The organism is Streptomyces graminilatus, from assembly GCF_001418565.1.
Classification (GTDB): Bacteria; Actinomycetota; Actinomycetes; order Streptomycetales; family Streptomycetaceae; genus Streptomyces; species Streptomyces graminilatus.
The window spans coordinates 1-16,466 of sequence record NZ_LIQQ01000303.1; the positions used below are offsets into that span (position 1 = coordinate 1).

General features: G+C 72.7%; 13 protein-coding genes. 5 read left to right on the plus strand and 8 right to left on the minus strand.

Annotated elements, in window-relative coordinates; translation table 11 throughout:
• From AOK08_RS25025 to xylB, 3 genes are all read right to left on the minus strand, one after another.
• The coding region (locus tag AOK08_RS25025; RefSeq protein ID WP_055530069.1) for a GAF domain-containing protein at positions 1 to 1,031 on the minus strand (1,031 nt) is incomplete at its 3' end.
• A 292-nt stretch (positions 1,032 to 1,323) separates the two neighbouring features.
• Complete coding sequence (locus tag AOK08_RS25030) at positions 1,324 to 2,532, minus strand: ROK family transcriptional regulator (protein WP_055530071.1); 1,209 nt, start codon at positions 2,530 to 2,532, stop codon at positions 1,324 to 1,326.
• A 122-nt stretch (positions 2,533 to 2,654) separates the two neighbouring features.
• Positions 2,655 to 4,100 carry a xylulokinase gene (gene xylB / locus AOK08_RS25035; protein WP_055530073.1) on the minus strand — a complete coding sequence of 482 codons (1,446 nt, stop codon included), beginning with the start codon at positions 4,098 to 4,100 and terminating at the stop codon, positions 2,655 to 2,657.
• 189 nt (positions 4,101 to 4,289) lie between these two features.
• Here xylB and xylA point away from each other — a divergent pair, with 189 nt between their 5' ends.
• Positions 4,290 to 5,456 (plus strand): xylose isomerase, encoded by a 1,167-nt coding sequence (gene xylA, locus AOK08_RS25040; RefSeq protein ID WP_055530075.1) that lies wholly within the window; start codon positions 4,290 to 4,292, stop codon positions 5,454 to 5,456.
• Between the two features lie 377 nt (positions 5,457 to 5,833).
• A complete protein-coding gene (locus AOK08_RS25045) occupies positions 5,834 to 6,190 on the plus strand; it encodes a hypothetical protein (RefSeq protein ID WP_241827078.1) in 357 nt (118 codons plus the stop codon).
• Positions 6,191 to 6,465: 275 nt separating this feature from the next.
• Here the strand turns inward: AOK08_RS25045 and AOK08_RS25050 are convergent, their stop codons facing one another.
• Entirely contained in the window at positions 6,466 to 7,884 is a 1,419-nt protein-coding gene (locus AOK08_RS25050; protein ID WP_241827079.1) for an SWIM zinc finger family protein, read from the minus strand.
• Positions 7,881 to 10,748, minus strand: a complete 2,868-nt coding sequence (locus tag AOK08_RS25055; protein WP_422125771.1) for a DEAD/DEAH box helicase — start codon at positions 10,746 to 10,748, stop codon at positions 7,881 to 7,883. Before AOK08_RS25055 ends, AOK08_RS25050 begins: the two co-directional genes overlap by 4 nt.
• 339 nt (positions 10,749 to 11,087) lie before the next feature.
• On the opposite strand from AOK08_RS25055, the gene AOK08_RS25060 reads away from it, so the two are divergent.
• The gene (locus tag AOK08_RS25060; RefSeq protein WP_055530079.1) at positions 11,088 to 11,270 is read left to right on the plus strand and encodes a hypothetical protein; all 183 of its coding nucleotides are present in this window, start codon (positions 11,088 to 11,090) and stop codon (positions 11,268 to 11,270) included.
• A 115-nt stretch (positions 11,271 to 11,385) separates the two neighbouring features.
• Here the strand turns inward: AOK08_RS25060 and AOK08_RS25065 are convergent, their stop codons facing one another.
• The 3 genes from AOK08_RS25065 to AOK08_RS25075 form a co-directional block, all read right to left on the minus strand.
• Complete coding sequence (locus tag AOK08_RS25065) at positions 11,386 to 12,330, minus strand: hypothetical protein (RefSeq protein ID WP_055530081.1); 945 nt, start codon at positions 12,328 to 12,330, stop codon at positions 11,386 to 11,388.
• 136 nt (positions 12,331 to 12,466) lie between these two features.
• Positions 12,467 to 12,763, minus strand: a complete 297-nt coding sequence (locus AOK08_RS25070; RefSeq protein WP_055530094.1) for a hypothetical protein — start codon at positions 12,761 to 12,763, stop codon at positions 12,467 to 12,469.
• Between the two features lie 131 nt (positions 12,764 to 12,894).
• The gene (locus AOK08_RS25075; RefSeq protein ID WP_198539389.1) at positions 12,895 to 13,503 is read right to left on the minus strand and encodes a class I SAM-dependent methyltransferase; all 609 of its coding nucleotides are present in this window, start codon (positions 13,501 to 13,503) and stop codon (positions 12,895 to 12,897) included.
• 143 nt (positions 13,504 to 13,646) lie between these two features.
• Between AOK08_RS25075 and AOK08_RS25080 the strand changes: the two genes are divergently transcribed.
• Entirely contained in the window at positions 13,647 to 14,423 is a 777-nt protein-coding gene (locus tag AOK08_RS25080; RefSeq protein WP_055530088.1) for an MHYT domain-containing protein, read from the plus strand.
• Positions 14,424 to 14,490: 67 nt separating this feature from the next.
• Positions 14,491 to 16,466: sensor histidine kinase (locus tag AOK08_RS25085; protein WP_055530096.1), on the plus strand; the 1,976-nt coding region annotated here is incomplete at its 3' end.

Consider the following 16,466-nt stretch of genomic DNA (forward strand, 5'->3'; position numbering starts at 1 on the left):
AGCGCTCGATCGGGACCGGCGTACGCCCGCACCGCCGTCGTGACCGCGCCGGTCCCGATCGAGCGCTCCACGACGCCGATGTCCGACTCCACGGGCACCGTCAGCCGGTACGGGCGCGACGCCAGCAACCCCGGCGCCAGAACACGGCGCAGCCGGGTCAGCTCGGCGCGCAGTGTCACCGGAGTCACCGACTCGTCCTCGTACAGCGCGCACAGCAACTCGTCCCCGGTCAGCCCCTCCGGGTGACGGGCGAGCAGCACCAGGATCTCGCTGTGCCGACGACTGAGCCGCAACGTACGCCCGGCGGCCAGCAGATGCGCCTCGTCTCGGCCCAGCGCGGTCAGTTCGAGCGTGTCCGCGGCGGGGCCGGCCGGGGCGAGCAGCGCCAGTTGGGACTCGGCGGCCCGTGCCACCGCCTGTACGAACCCGAGGCTGTGCGGATGCGCGAGCCCGTCCCGGCCGGTGATGTCCACGGCACCCAGCACCCGCCCCGTGCGCGGATCGTGCACCGGCGCCGCCGCGCACGTCCACGGCTGCACCTGCCGGATGAAGTGCTCGGCCGCGAACACCTGCACCGGCCGGTCCACGGCGACCGCCGTACCCGGCGCGTTCGTACCGACCGCCGACTCCGCCCAGCGCGCCCCCGGTACGAAGTTGATCCGCCCCGCCTGCCGTCTGGTGCTCGGATTCCCCTCGACCCACAGCAGCCTGCCTTGCGCGTCGCACACCGCGAGCAGGTGCCCGCTGTCGGCGGCGAAGGTGCCCATGAGTTCACGGAACAGGGGCATCACCCGGGCCAGCGGGTGCTCCGCGCGGTAGGCGCCGAGGTCACCGTCGACCAGCTCCACGCTCGCCGTGCCGTCCGGCCCCACCCCGGCCCGGGCGGAACGTCTCCACGAGTCCGCCACCACGGAACGCACCGGCATCGTCACCGTTCCCGCCTCGGTGAACGTCTCGTGCGCGCGGCGCATCACCCGCCCCCGTTCGACGGGGTCGGCTCCCTGCTCCAGGGCCACCCACGGATCGGTCAACTGGGCCTCCGGAAGGCGATATGGCTGGTGACATAGTCACTCGGGGGTCGGACGGGGACAACCGTTTGGCGAGGCTCCGTCTCACATGGTTCACGCTACGGCGCTGCCCGGCCGGGCAGGAAGGCCCCATGATTTCCGGTGGACAACCGACTGATTGTGGACAACTCGGCCACTCCGGCGAGTGACGGAGGCCCGCTGCACGGCGGATCGAAGCCGGTCGCAGGCAGTCGAGGCAGTCGAAGCAGGACGGGGCCGGTCAGGGGCAGCCCAAATCCATCCAGCCCCGTCCCGTTCAGGCCCGCTCCGCGACCGCCCCGGGATCGTCCAGTACCGCCCGCACCACCGAGTGCGCGGCGCCCAGCAGCGGGCCCTCGGGGCCCAGCCGTGACACCGACACCGCGCAGGCGGGCCCCGCCGTGCGCCGGGCGAGTTCCTTCTCCAGCGACGGCAGCAGCCATGGCGCGAGCCCGGACAGGGCACCGCCGAGGACGACGATCTCGGGGTCAAGCAGATTGACCGCCCCGGTCAGCGCGATACCGAGTGCCGTACCGGCCTCGTCCAGGGCCCGTCGTACGTCCGTGTCGCCCCGGGCGGCGCGCTCCGCGAGCAGCCCGACGCGGTCCTCGCCCGGCTCGACCCCCGCCGCCCGCAGGACCGCCTCCTCACCCGCGTACTGCTCCAGGCACCCGCGCCCGCCGCACGCGCACTCCGGGCCTTCCGGATAGACCGGCACATGCCCCAACTCGCCCGCGAATCCCCGCGTTCCACGCAGCAGCCGTCCGTCCACGACCACCGCCGCGCCGATGCCGATCTCGGCGGACACATGCAGGAAGTCGGGCGGAGTGGCGTCTCCGAGCCAGAGTTCCGCCAGTGCGCCGAGGTTGGCCTCGTTGTCCACGGTCAACGGGAACCCGGCGGGCAGCAGCGCGCCGAGATCAGTGTCGTGCCAGTCGAGGTTGGGGGCGCGGACGACCGTACGCCCGTCGCGGGCCACGAGCCCGGGCACGGCGACCGTGAGGCCGGCCGGCCACAGGCCCTCACGCTCGACCTTGGCGATCACTTCGCGCACCAACCCGGTGAGTTCCTCGATCACCGGTTCGGCGGAGCGCTCGCGGTTGGTGCCGTGTCGCACGGCGCGCGCCCGCACCTGGCCGCGCAGGTCGACCGCGCAGACCGCGAGATGGTCGACACCGACCTCCGCGCCGATCCCGGCCGGACCACGCCCGCTCACGGCCAGCGCCGACCCGGGGCGCCCGACCCGGCCGGGCCGCTCGGGGCCCAGCTCTTCGAGCAGCCCCGAGCGGATCAGCTCGTCCACCAGCGTCGACACCGCCGCACGGGTGAGCCCGATGCGCGAGGCGACCGCGGCACGCGAGAGCGGCCCCTCGGCGCTGACGCTGTGCATCACGCGCGCGAGGTTGCGGCGGCGCATGCCCTGCTGGGTGTCGGGCAGCCTCGCGGCGGCGCCGGGCGGAAGGGCCTCGTGCAGCGGTGCGCTCATGCCTCCGTGAGTCCTCGGTCGGTGTCGGTGAGCCGGCGTTCGCGCGGACGGACATATGTACGTCGGTGTCCTTCGGCGGACGCCTGTCCGGCTCCGTCGGCTCGTCTTCGTCCCGTGGGCCGTCAGACGGCGTCCGTCCCCCGCTCCAGCAGCGGCGACGCGTCGGACAGTACCCCGGAGATCCGGTCCAGCGTCGCCTGGTCCCGCTCCACCGCGTCCAGGACCGGACCCCGGGCCGTGTCCCAGCGGCGGGCCACCGCGGCCGGATCCTCGCCGGTCAGCAGGCCCGCCGCCTGCGCCGCGGCGCCGAGCGCGACCAGTTCCTTGGCCTCGGGCACCTGGACGGGCCGCCCGGACAGCCGCCGTACGGTTTCCTGCCACGCCCTGCCGCGCGCGCCGCCGCCGATCAGCAGGAGCGGCACCGAGCGGTCCGCGTCCGCGTCGAGCACCAGATCGAGGGCGCCGAGCAGCGAGTGCACCGCCCCGTCGTACGCGGCCTGGAGCAGTTGGCCGCCGGTCGTGTCATGGCGCAGCCCGTGCAGCAGCCCCGAGGCGCCCGGCAGGTCGGGGGTGCGCTCGCCGTCCAGGTAGGGCAGGAGGGTGACGGCCGCACCGGGTTCGACGGCCTCGCGGTCCAGGCCGAGCAGGGCCGCGACGCGGTCGACGGCGAGCGTGCAGTTGAGGGTGCAGGCCAGCGGCAGCCAGTCGCCGCGCGCGTCGGCGAAGCCCGCGACGGTGCCGGTCGGGTCGGCGGGCCGGTGCGTCGAGACCGCGTACACCGTGCCCGACGTGCCGAGGCTCAGTACCGGAGCGCCCGGGCGCAGCCCGAGGCCCAGCGCGGCGGCGGCGTTGTCCCCGGTGCCGGCGGCGACCAGGGTGCCCTTGGAGAAGGGCAGGTCATGGCTGTCGCGGACGGTCCCGGCCACCTCGCCCGGCCGGACCACCCGGGGCAGCAGTGCGGGGTCGAGCCCCACATGGGCGAGCACCTCCGCGTCGTACGCCTCCGTCCCGGACGCCCACCAGCCCGTGCCCGAGGCGTCGCCGCGGTCGGTGGTGCCCTGGCCGGTGAGGCGCTCGGTGAGGTAGTCGTGGGGGAGACGTACGGCCTTGACGGCGCGCAGCGCCTCCGGCTCGTGCTCCGCCAGCCAGGCCCACTTCGTGACCGTGAAGGAGGCCCCCGGCACACTTCCGGTGCGCTCCGCCCAGGCCTTCGCGCCGCCCAGTTCCTCGACGAGTCGGCGGGCCTGCGGCGCGGAGCGTACGTCGTTCCACAGCATCGCCGGACGGACCGGCTCACCCTGGGCGTCCAGGGTGACGAGCCCGTGCTGCTGGCCGCCGATCGACACGGCGGCGGCCTCGCGGGCCGCGTCACCGCATTGGCTCAGTGCCTCGTGCAGGGCGTTCCACCACTGCCGCGGGTCGCTCTCACGGCCCGCCCCGGTGGTCACGGTGTGCGATGCCTGGCCGCTCGCCACGACCTGGCCGGTGGCCGCGTCGACGACCAGCGCCTTGGTGGACTGGGTCGACGTGTCCACGCCGACAACGAGCGGACCCTCGGCTGCTGACATCGAGCTCTCCCTCTTCCGCGGCTCCGCGGGGATCTGGCCTGCTGTTTTCCGGTGCCTGTCCGGGTCGCGGCGACCCGTTCCCACCCTCAGTCTCTGCTCAGGGACACGTTGTCTCTTCCCAGAGATGTTCCTGCATACTAATTTGTAAACCGCCATGACGAAATAGTCGGAGCAGCGAGGAGCCGCAGCATGAGCTATCAGCCCACCCCCGAGGACAGGTTCACCTTCGGTCTGTGGACCGTCGGCTGGCAGGGACGTGACCCCTTCGGTGACGCCACCCGCCCGGCGCTCGACCCGGTCGAGACGGTGCAGCGCCTGTCCGAGCTCGGCGCCCACGGAGTGACCTTCCACGACGACGACCTGATCCCCTTCGGGTCCTCGGACACCGAGCGCGAGTCGCACATCAAGCGCTTCCGCCAGGCCCTCGACGCGACCGGCATGCGCGTACCGATGGCCACCACCAACCTCTTCACCCACCCCGTCTTCAAGGACGGCGCGTTCACCGCCAACGACCGTGACGTGCGCCGCTACGCGCTGCGCAAGACGATCCGCAACATCGACCTGGCGGCCGAGCTGGGCGCCGAGACCTACGTCGCCTGGGGCGGCCGGGAAGGCGCCGAGTCCGGCGCCGCCAAGGACGTGCGCGTCGCCCTCGACCGGATGAAGGAGGCCTTCGACCTCCTCGGCGAGTACGTCGTCTCCCAGGGCTACGACCTGAAGTTCGCCATCGAGCCCAAGCCGAACGAGCCGCGCGGCGACATCCTGCTGCCGACGGTCGGCCACGCCCTGGCCTTCATCGAGCGCCTGGAGCGCCCGGAGATGTACGGCGTGAACCCCGAGGTCGGCCACGAGCAGATGGCCGGGCTGAACTTCGCGCACGGCATCGCCCAGGCCCTGTGGGCGGGCAAGCTCTTCCACATCGACCTCAACGGCCAGTCCGGCATCAAGTACGACCAGGACCTGCGCTTCGGCGCCGGGGACCTGCGTTCCGCCTTCTGGCTGGTCGACCTCCTGGAGAGCGCCGGTTACGCGGGCCCGAAGCACTTCGACTTCAAGCCGCCGCGGACCGAGGACATCGACGGTGTGTGGGCGTCTGCGGCCGGCTGCATGCGCAACTACCTCATGCTGAAGGAGCGTGCCCTCGCCTTCCGCGCCGACCCGGAGGTCCAGGCGGCTCTGCGTGCCTCGCGTCTGGACGAGCTGGCGCAGCAGACGGCGGCGGACGGTCTGGCGGGCCTGCTCGCGGACAGCTCGGCCTTCGAGGAGTTCGATGTGGAGGCCGCCGCCGCGCGCGGGATGGCCTTCGAGCAGCTCGACCAGCTGGCCATGGACCACCTGCTGGGCGCGCGCGGCTGAGTCGCGGGCCGGGGACGCCTGTCCATCGACGGGCGTCCCCTGCCGCCGGCGCGTACAACCGCGCTCCGGTTGATCTCCTTTATCTCCTTGATCTACTGCGACCGGGTCCGGCGTGGATTTCTACGGAATCATGCGGTCCATGGCATGAGCCCGTATCAACTTCCGTGTGGGGGTCGCGTGCTGACCGGTTCGCGGCGAGTCTTGACGGTATGGCCATGCCACCCGTACCGCCTCAGCCGCCCGGGCCACCGGGAGACAGTCCGCCTCCGGGCGGTGGTTTCGGTCCGCCTCCCGGTGGCTTCGGCCCGCCCGCCGGGGGCGGCTACGGCCCTCCCCACGAAGGCAACAGGCAGGGCGGCGGAGGCTGGTTGCCGCCGATGCCGCCCGAACCGCCCGGCGGCCAGGGCGGCCACCGGGACCCCGGCAGGCGTCCGGGCCCGCTGTTCATCCTGCTCGTGGCGCTCGTCGCCGTCGGAGCCGTTGTCGCGGTGGTGCTCATGCTCTCCGGTGGCGACGACCACCCGGACAAGAACCCGCCCGGTAACAGCGGGAGCCCGAGCCGAAGCCCCGAGCCGTCGTTCGGCATCCCGACCGAACTGCCCACCAGGCTCCCCACCAACCTGCCCACGCTGCCGTCCGGGCTCCCCACCGAACTTCCCTCCGAGTTCCCCACCGACCTGCCGAGCGAGTTCCCGAGCGACCTGGCGTCGCTAGTCCCGCTGTCCGGTGACTGAGCGCGCATACGGGAATCCGGCGACGCCGAGTCATGAAGGCGGCCGTGCCTGAAGGCCGTTGCGAAATGGGCGCCGTCCTGGAGGACGGCGCCTCCGCTGCTCCGGCACCCCGAAATACACCGCGCCACTGACCTGACGCCCCGCCGGATCGCGGTCCACGCGTACGTGCCGCTCGCCTTGCCGGGTTCTGCCGGTTCCGGGCGGTTCCGTGCCCCGGTGGGGATCGGCGGGGCGAGCGGCCTCCGACCCCGCACTCGCGTTTCCTTCGCAAGCTTCTAAAGGGGCTCCTCGACCGCTATGTACTCCATCGCGGCCAGCGCGGTCCCCGGGTCCTGGGCCGCCTGTCCGGCGGGCAGCCAGCGGCCGTTCTGCCTCCGGTACGGCCACCAGCGGCCGTCACGTCCCAGGCGCAGTTGACTGTCCGCGCCCACCACCGTCCACCGGTTGCGTGCGGCCCGCAGCACCGGCCGCCGGTCCTCGTCCCAGGCCGAGTCGAGCGCGGCACGCGCGCGTGCGAGCGTTTCGCCCCCGACCGTCCACTCCTCCTCCAGGACCGACAACGCCCCCGGGCCACCGAACCGCCAGGCACGAACGGCCGACGCCAACTGCTCCCGGTCGCGCCCCGACCCTTCCGCGAGCCGGTCCGAAACGGCCCCTGAAGGGTTGCCCGCGCCCAGCCGGACCGCGTCCTGAGCCATCGTCAACTCCGCCTCGACCGGCCGCTGTCCATGACTGGCCTCCAGTGCCTCGGCAAGCAGCCGACGCGCGTCCACGGCTGTCCGCGCGGCCAGGAACTCCAGTGCGCCGGGGTCCACTCCGGGCACGGGCGGGACGTCGGTGTCCAGGGTCGGTGGTGTGCCGGGCGCATCGGGGAGCGGGGGCAGGGCAGGCAGTGCGGGGAGGATGTCCCCGGCTGCGTACGCCTCGGCCGCGTCCACGCCCTCCGGCCCGCCGGACCCGTCGGCGGATACGGTGCCACGGCTTTGCACGGCGTCCAGCAGGGCACGCTCACCGCGTCCCCGCATCAGCAGCAGGACGAAGGGGTCCTGGTCCAGCAGCCGGGCCACCTGGTAGCAGAGAGCGGCCGTATGACCGCAGTGGTCCCAGGCGCCGCAGTCGCACTCCGGTTCCAGATCGCCCATACCGGGCAGGAGTTCGACTCCGGCGGCAGCGGAGTCCTCCACCAGGTGCGGGGGCATGTCCCGGTCCAGCAGGGCCGCGATGTGACCGGCCCGCTCGACCGTCACGTCCAGGAACCGGTCCCACTGTTCCTCGGACAGTTCCTGAAGCAGGACGTCGGATCGGTGCGTGGTGCGGTCGGGGTCCTGGACGACGGCGGTGATACGTCCCGGGCGCACCGACACGGCGCCCACGGCTCCGGCCCGCGCGAGCCGGCGTCCCGCCCGTACCTGTTCGGAGTCCAGCGCCGTGTCCTCCAGCGACTTCAGCCAGGCGCGCCCCCACCACGTCTCCGCGAAACCGCGCCCTTGTGGGGGAGGCGGCGCGGTGAAGGTGCGCTCCGCGCCGGCTCCGTACGCGTCGCTCTCGTACGCGTCACGCTCGTACACCTCGCCGTCGTGGTCGTCCCCCTGGCGCGCGTCCCCGTTGTACTCGTTGTACTCGTCGTACTCGTGCCCGTTGCGGCGGCTGTCGTCGTACTGGTCGTGCCGCCGGTCAATGCTGTGCTGGTTCATCGCGCGCCCCCTCGCAGTCGCACCAGGTCGGCCAGTTCGGTGTCCGTGAGTTCCGTGAGCGCGGCCTCGCCGGAGCCGAGCACCGAGTCGGCCAGGGCCCGCTTGCGGTTCAGCATCTCGGCGATGCGGTCCTCGATCGTGCCCTCGGCGATCAGCCGGTGCACCTGCACGGGGCGGCTCTGCCCGATGCGGTACGCGCGGTCCGTGGCCTGGGCCTCGACCGCCGGGTTCCACCAGCGGTCGTAGTGCACGACGTGCTCGGCCCTGGTCAGGTTGAGTCCGGTGCCGGCGGCCTTCAACGACAGCAGGAAGACGGGTACCTCACCCTCCTGGAAACGCTCGACCATCGCCTCGCGTTCCGCGACGGGCGTGCCGCCGTGGAGAAACAGCGTGGGCACGCCGCGTGCCGCCAGATGTCGTTCCAGGAGCCGTGCCATCCGCACGTACTGGGTGAAGACCAGGACGCTCGCTCCCTCGGAGAGGATGGTGTCGAGCAACTCGTCCAGCAGTTCCAGTTTCCCGGAGCGTCTCGCGATCCTCGGCCGGTCCTCCTTGAGGAACTGCGCCGGATGGTTGCAGATCTGCTTCAGGCCCGTCAGCAACTTCACGATCAGCCCGCGCCGCACCATGTCGTCGGCGCCGGAGATCTCCGCGAGCGTCTCCCGCACCACGGCCTCGTAGAGGGCTGCCTGCTCCTTGGTGAGCGACACGGCACGGTCCGTCTCCGTCTTCGGCGGCAGCTCGGGAGCGATGCCCGGGTCGGACTTTCGCCGCCGCAGCAGGAATGGGCGTACGAGCCGGGCCATACGCTCGGCGGCGGCCGGATCCTGACCGCCCTCGACGGACTGCGCGTACCGCGACCGGAAGGTGCCGAGCCGACCCAGCAGTCCCGGGGTCGTCCAGTCGAGGATCGCCCACAGCTCCGACAGGTTGTTCTCCACCGGGGTGCCGGTGAGCGCCACGCGTGCGCGTGCGCCGATGGAACGCAACTCCCGGGCCGTCTCCGAGTACGGGTTCTTGACGTGCTGTGCCTCGTCAGCCACGACCATGCCCCACGGCACCTGGGCCAGCCGCCGCGCGTCCAGGCGCATGGTGCCGTAGGTGGTGAGCACGAACTCGCCCTCGGCCAGGGCCTCCAGGCCGCGCCGCGACCCGTGGAAGCGGCTTACCGGCGTACCGGGCGCGAATCGTTCGATCTCACGCTGCCAGTTGCCCATCAGGGAGGTCGGACACACCACGAGAGTGGGCCCCGCCGCCGACGCGTCGGTCTGCCGGTGCAGGTGCAACGCGATCAGTGTGATCGTCTTGCCCAGGCCCATGTCGTCGGCCAGGCAGCAGCCGAGACCCAGGGACGTCATCCGGACCAGCCAGTCGAGGCCCCGCAGCTGGTAGTCGCGCAGTGTGGCGGCGAGTGCGGCCGGCTGACCGACCGGGTCCTGTGTGTCGGGGTCCGAGATACGGTCCCGCAGTGCCGCCAGCCACCCGGTGGGCCGTACCTCGACCGGGCGGCCGTCGACCTCCGTGGAGCCCGTCAGTGCGGCGCCGAGGGCATCGACGGGAGTGATCTTGCGGTCCTGCTGTGCCTGGGCGCGGTGTACTTCCTGAGGGTCGACGAGGACCCACTGGTCACGTAGCCGCACCAAGGGGCGGTTCGCCTCGGCGAGCTGGTCCAGTTCCTCGCGCGTGAGCTGCTGGTCGCCCAGTGCGAACCGCCAGTTGAAGGCGAGGAGCGCGTCGGCGGACAGGAACGACGGCGCGTCCGACGAGACCTTCCCGGGCCCCGCGTCCTCGTCGGGTGGGCCGACGACCGCGTGGGTGGTCAGCTCGCGGACCAGCTCCCTAGGCCAGTGCACCTCGACCCCGGCGGCGGACAGGGCGCGGGCGCCTTCCCCGAGCAGCTCGGCGATCTCCTCCTCGGCCAGTTCGACGGCGTCCGGTACGGCCGCCGAGAGCAGGGGAGCGAGCGGCGGCCAGGTCCGGACCGCGCGGCGCAGCGCGAGCAGTGCGTCCACGCGCGCGCGTGGACCGAACATGCGCCCGGTGGTACCGGCCGGGGCCCACACGCCGACCGCGTCCGCCACGAGTCCGGGCCCGCTCACACTGTGGACCTGGAGCACGGCCCGGAACAGCGGGCCGGTCCCGTCCGGCACCGACGCCAGGCCCGCCCCCGGTACCTCCACCCGTAGCGAGATCCGTACGCCCGCGTCCTGACCGGCGGCTACCTCGGCCGCCCACGCGCGCTGCTCCGGCATGTGCTGCGGTTCCCGCGCCGCGTAGGCGGCCCCGCCCGTGGCGAGTGAGGCGGCGGGGGAGCGGGGGAGCGTGTCGGCCACGGCGTCCAGGAAGGCGCGCACCAGCCGCTCGGGGTCGGGCAGCCGTGGCGGTTCCGTGCTCTCCAAGGGCACGGCATGTGCCTCCGGGGGCATCGCGGCGGCGAGTTCACGGACGCGCTCCACATCGGCCGGGCCGAGCGGTCCGGCCCGCCAGGCGTCGTGGTCCGCGGCGGAAAGCCCGGGCAACAGCAGTCCGCGCGCGACCAGTTGCAGGGCCAGAACGGCGGCCGTGCCCCAGAACGCCGTCGCCCGGTGGCTCTGCGCGGTCCCACGCGCGCGCGTGAGGACCGGCAACGCCGCACGCACCGGGAGCAGCACGGCGGTCACCTGTGTCCGTTCGGCACCCTGGTCGCCCGGCAGGACCACGGTCAGGTCGTCGGTGGTTCCGGCGGCGACGGCGGGCGGCGCGTCGCCGTCGGGCCGCCAGAACGCGACCAGGCCGGTGCGGGCCGGATCGCCGGGCACGAACACGGCACAGCAGCGGGCCAGTTCGGAGATCTCGGAGGGGGTTGTCGCGGGAATACTCTGCACAGCGATACGCATTCCTCAAATTTGACTAGTCGAGTTCGAATCGCTGAGGCTACAGCACTCCGAGTCGCCGCCCGGTGCCGCCGAGGTGTGACCTGGGTTACCTTTCCAGGGAGTGTTGTCGGCTTTCCGGCGGTGACGCTGCGGGCGGGCAGTGGTGGCCACTTCGTATCCGGAAAGCCCTGCGGCGCATGCGTGAGGTGGACGAGGTGGCAGAGCTCCTCAGGGTCGAGTAGGGGTCGAGTCTCAGGGGCGGCTCAGGGTCGCGGTCCGGAACCGTGGGCGGCGCGGAGCCGTTTTTCCTGGCAGAGAGCGGCACTGGCCGCGAAGGAGGCGACACTCATGTCGAGGAACGCGAAGATCGCCGCAGGAGGCGTGGCAGCCGGGATCCTCCTGTGGATCTGGCTGCCCTGGTGGGCCGCGCTGCTGATAGTGCTGGGAGTTCCGGCTGCCGCCTATCTCGCGCTGGACCCCGCACAGCGGCGCAGGCTGCGCCGCGTCACACGCAAGGAGATCGGCCACTGAGCGGGCGCCTCCCGGTGCCGCGCGTGCCGCATTCGGGCTGACACCCCGCGTGGCCCTCGGCGGGCCGAACACCGCCCGGGATCAAGGACGTCCGGGCGGTGTCGGCCGACGGGGCTCAACTGGGGCGTACGGCCATCCTGTCGAGCGCTTCGAGGAGACCGGGCAGCTCCGGGCCCCGGCCCACCGGCAGCACCTCGCCGGGCTCGTCGTCGAGGAGGACGAAGGCGATGTCGTCGGTCCTGGCCACCAACGACCAGCCGGGGCCGTCGGCGCGCAGTGTCCGCGCGTCACCCGGAGCGAAGGAGGAGCGGACACGGCCGAGAGGCGGAGGGGTGTCCACGTATGAGCGTGCCTCGGCGAGGACGCGCCGGACGCCGACCCGGGACCGGTTCACGGGGCCTTCGGCCCGGCCCGGGGTGTCCTCCGTCAGGGCTGTGGCATCCTCGGCCGGCTCGGTGGTGCCGGCAGCCCGGCCCGCAGCCCGGTCCGGGGCCGCCCCCGCCCGGCCCGGTTCGCCCTCGGGCGCCCCTGCCCGGCCGGCCTCGGCCGGAGGGGCGAAGTCGTCGTCGCTGAGCTGCTCCCGCCAGGTCGCCCATTGGCGCGCGATCTCGTCGGCGCCCAGTCGCCGCTGTGCCGGGCCCCACGTCGTGGTGTCCGGCGGAGCGAGCGGGGGCCGGTCCGTGAGTTCGGGGCCCGGATCGTGCGGGGCGGGCACATCGGGAGCCGCGACGGCGACAGCCAGGGGCCAGCCGGGCAGGGCCGCGACAACCGTGTCCTCCTCGGGCGACAGGTCGTACTCCATGCCGCAGTCCCACGACGCGATCGCGACCGCGACGAGCGAGACGTCGTCGATGATCACCGTCCACCGCGCGCCGTCGCCGTCCTGGCCGATCACCAGCCCGTACCCGTCGGCGAGCGGCGCGAGGTCGAGCGCCGCACAGGCCTCCGGATAGTCGTCACCCAGCACGCTCGGGAACTGCGCGGGCGTCAGCAGCGCCGCCGTGAGCACATAGAGCGCGTCGTCCGCGGTGGCGACGGCTCCCTCGTCCGTCTCTGCCATCCCAGTCTCCCCATCTGTTCGTCCATCGGCGCGCACCCTAATCCGCCCGGCGGGCCGCTGTCACGACTCCCGCCCCGCCCGGAGCTGCTGTTTTCCTGGCGGACAGGGGGGAATCGACCAGATGTACCCGCTTCGGTCAGGTCGTCGGCAGCCCGAGGAGTTCCCGGGCGACCGTCCGCGGCGACTGGTCGCGCTCCCTGGCCAGGGCGATGACGGCCCGGCACGCCAGCTCGTTCACCCCGAACGACAGCGCCTCGGGCGACACCCAGCCCACGGCCTCGTCCATCCGGTCCTGGTCGTCCTCCGCGCAGGCCGACACGTACACGGCGGCGGCCTCGAAGAGATTGTGTGTGCGCTTCTCCCGGCCCGCGCCCGCCTCCGAGCGCCAGGAACGGAGAAAACCGGTGAACGATTCACGGATACCGCCGAACACGCGGACCACCTTCCCCCTGTGTGCTTGCCACCGTTGATCTTTCGTCTGCCGCTGTCCAACGTAGAGACGGAGTTCCGGCGGCAGAAGAGGGCATGGGCGGTGCGCACCCTGCGCGCCGGGTGCCGTCCGGGTCAGACAGGTCGCACGGCCAGCGCCAGAAACCGTGCGTCCTCGTCCACATAGCTCGTCATGTGCCACCCGGAACCGGCCAGCAGTGGACCGAGACGGCCCTCCGCGCGCAGATCCTCCGGGGTGATCCGACGGCCTTGCCGGGCTGCCAGAGCGGCCCTGCCGATCGGGTGGAACAGTGCCAGGGTGCCGCCGGGGCGCACCACACGCGCGAGTTCCCGCAGATTCTCGCCGGGACGCGGCAGATGCGCGATCAGGCCCGCCGCGAACACGGCGTCGAGGGACTCCGAACGCAGCGGAAGGGCGGCGGCGTCGGCCAGCAGCAACTGCCCGTCGAGGCCCCGCCCGGCTCGTACCGCGGCCTCCAGCATGGCCGGGGTGAGATCCGCCCCCAGGACCACTCCCGAAGGCCCCACGGCGGCACGAAGCGGTGCCAGGGCCCGCCCGGTGCCACAGCCGGCGTCCAGCACGCGGTCCCCCTCGCGCAGCCGCAACTCGGCGACCGCGGCGGCGTAGGCGGGCCCGTCGTCCGGGAACCTGCTGTCCCAGTCGGCCGCGCGGGCGGCGAAGAACTCCTGGACGTGTGTGCGGTCGTCGCTCATGTTCCGCATGATCCCGCACGGACGAGAAGTACCCCACGGCGCACACGTTCGAACGGGTAGCGATCGTTCAGGCGCATTTCCCTGTCATATTTCAATACCTTTCGAAACGCGCCCCCTGCGTGCTCCCGTGCCCCCACTAGCGTCCCGTGGTCATGGGACACCTGGACCACGCCACCTTCGGCTGGCTGACCCCCGCACTGTCATACGTGATGGCCTGCATGGGCGCCGCCCTCGGACTGCGCTGCACCGTCCGCGCGCTCGGCGCGACCGGCCGCTCGCGCCGCAACTGGCTCGTCACCGCGGCCTCAGCAATCGGCACCGGCATCTGGACCATGCACTTCGTGGCCATGCTCGGCTTCGGTGTCGGTGGCATCGAGATCCGCTACGACGTGCCGCTGACCATCCTCAGCCTGCTCGTCGCCATGGCCGTCGTCTCCGCCGGGGTCTTCGCCGTCGGCTACGGCCGCGACCGCGCCCGCGCGCTCTTCGTCGGCGGACTCACCACCGGGCTGGGTGTGGCGAGCATGCACTACCTCGGCATGGCCGCCGTACGGCTGCACGGTCACGTGACGTACGACCCCGTGCTTGTCGCGCTCTCCGTGGCGATCGCCGTCGTCGCGGCCACCGCGGCCCTGTGGGCGGCCCTGAACATCAAGTCGCCGGTCGCGGTGACCGTCGCCTCACTCGTCATGGGGGCGGCCGTCAGCAGCATGCACTACACCGGGATGTTCGCGGTGCGCGTGAGTGTCACCCCCTCCGGCGAGACGCTGCCCGGGGCCACGGCGATGCAGTTCATCTTCCCCCTCGCCGTCGGCCTCGGGTCCTACCTCTTCCTGACCTCGGCGTTCGTCGCCCTGTCGCCGACGGCCGGGGAACGCGAGGCATCCGCGTCCGCCCAGCGACCGGCCGACACCGTCGCCGCCCGCTAGGCGCACGCACAAGGCCGGAGACACCACGGGCACACCCCCGCACCACCCCACCACCGGCGAGGAGGCCATGCGCACACCCCGTAGGACCCCGATACCCGGCGCCGGGACGGCGCCCCCGCCCCCGGTGCGCGGACGCCGCGCGCACGCCGGTCCGCCGGCCGACGAGGGTGCCGAGGACTCCCTCGGCGCGCTGCCCGAAGAGGTGCCTACGCGCGCGGGACGCCGGCACCTGCGGCCGGGAACCGTCCGGGCCAAGATCGTCTGCCTCCTGATGGTGCCGGTCGTCTCCCTGCTCGCGCTGTGGGCGTACGCCACCGTCACCACGACCCAGGACGTCGCCCGGCTGCGGCAGTTGCAGCGCGTCGACTCCCAGGTGCGCGCACCGGTGGCCGCAGCCGTCGCCGCGCTCCAGGCCGAACGCACGGCCGCCGTATGTCGTGCCACCGATCCGGCGGCCGTCCCCGACAGCGACCTCGGAACGCTGGGCGAGCGCACCGACCGGACCGTGGCGAAGCTGCGCCTCGGCGCCGGTCACACCGTCGCCGACGCCGAGGAACTGCCCGCCGGAGTCGCGGAACGCCTGGAGACCTTCGTCGCCGACGTCGAACAACTGCGCACCCTGCGGACCTCGGTACGCGACCGCCGTACCGGATGGTCCGAGACGTACGAGCGGTACACCAGGAGCATCGCGGCGGCCTTCGCCGTGGACGGCGCGCTCACCGGCATCCAGGACGCCGAACTCGGCTCCGACGCGCGCGTACTGCTCGAATTCTCCCGCGCGGGAGAGGCCTTGGCCCAGGAGGACACCGTTCTCGCAGGGGCGCGGCTCGCCGGGCGCCTCGACGGACCGCGGCTGCGCCTGTTCGCCGGCGCCGTCGCGACCCGGCGCACCCTCCTGGAAACCGCCGCCCCCGACCTGCGCGGGCAGGAAGGCGCCGCCTGGCGGAACGTCGCGGCGGGCACCCCGTACGCCACAGTGGCCGCCGTCGAGGACAAGGTGCTCGGCGCCCGACCGGGAGCCAGGGCGATCGAGGCCGCACCCGAAGCCACCTGGACCCAGGCACACGCACGCGTGCAGGGTGATCTGCGGGCCGTCGAGGCGGACGCGGGACACGACGTCGCCGACCGGGCCGACCCCTTCACCCGGGGCCTGCTCACCCCGGCCGGCGCCGCGGTGCTGTTCGGCCTCGCATCCGTCGTCGCGTCCCTGGTGATCTCCGTACGCATCGGACGCGGCCTCGTCGTCGAGCTGGTGAGTCTGCGCAACACCGCCCTGGAGATCGCCCGCCACAAACTTCCGCAGGCCATGCGGAGGCTGCGCGCGGGGGAGGAGATCGACATCCGCGCCGAGGCACCCCCAGGACCGCCCGCCGAGGACGAGACCGAGCAGGTGGCGGAGGCCCTGGGCACCGTGCACCGCGCCGCCCTGCGCGCCGCCGTGGAACGCGCCGAACTGGCCAGCGGAATCTCCGGTGTCTTCGTCAACCTCGCACGGCGCAGCCAGGTCCTCGTACACCGCCAACTGAACCTCCTGGACAGCATGGAGCGCAGATCGGACGACCCGAACGAGCTCGGCGACCTGTTCCGGCTCGACCACCTCACCACTCGTATGCGGCGGCACGCGGAGAGTCTGATCATCCTCTCCGGAGCGGCACCCGGCCGGGCCTGGCGAATGCCGGTCTCCCTGACCAACGTGGTCCGCGCCGCCGTGTCCGAAGTGGAGGACTACGCGCGCGTGGAGGTACGTCAGTTCCCCGAGGCGTCCGTCAACGGCGCCGCCGTCGCCGACCTCACCCATCTCCTGGCCGAGATCGTCGAGAACGCCGCCCAGTTCTCACCGCCGCACACCAGGGTGCGCGTCACCGGCGAACCCGTCGGCAACGGCTACGCGGTGGAGGTCGAGGACCGGGGACTCGGGATGGGCAAGGAAGCCCTCGCCGAGGCGAACCGCCGTATCGAACAGTCCGAGACGCTCGACCTGTTCGACAGCGACCGGCTCGGCCTCTTCGTGGTCAGCCGGCTCGCCGCGCGGCACGGCATCAA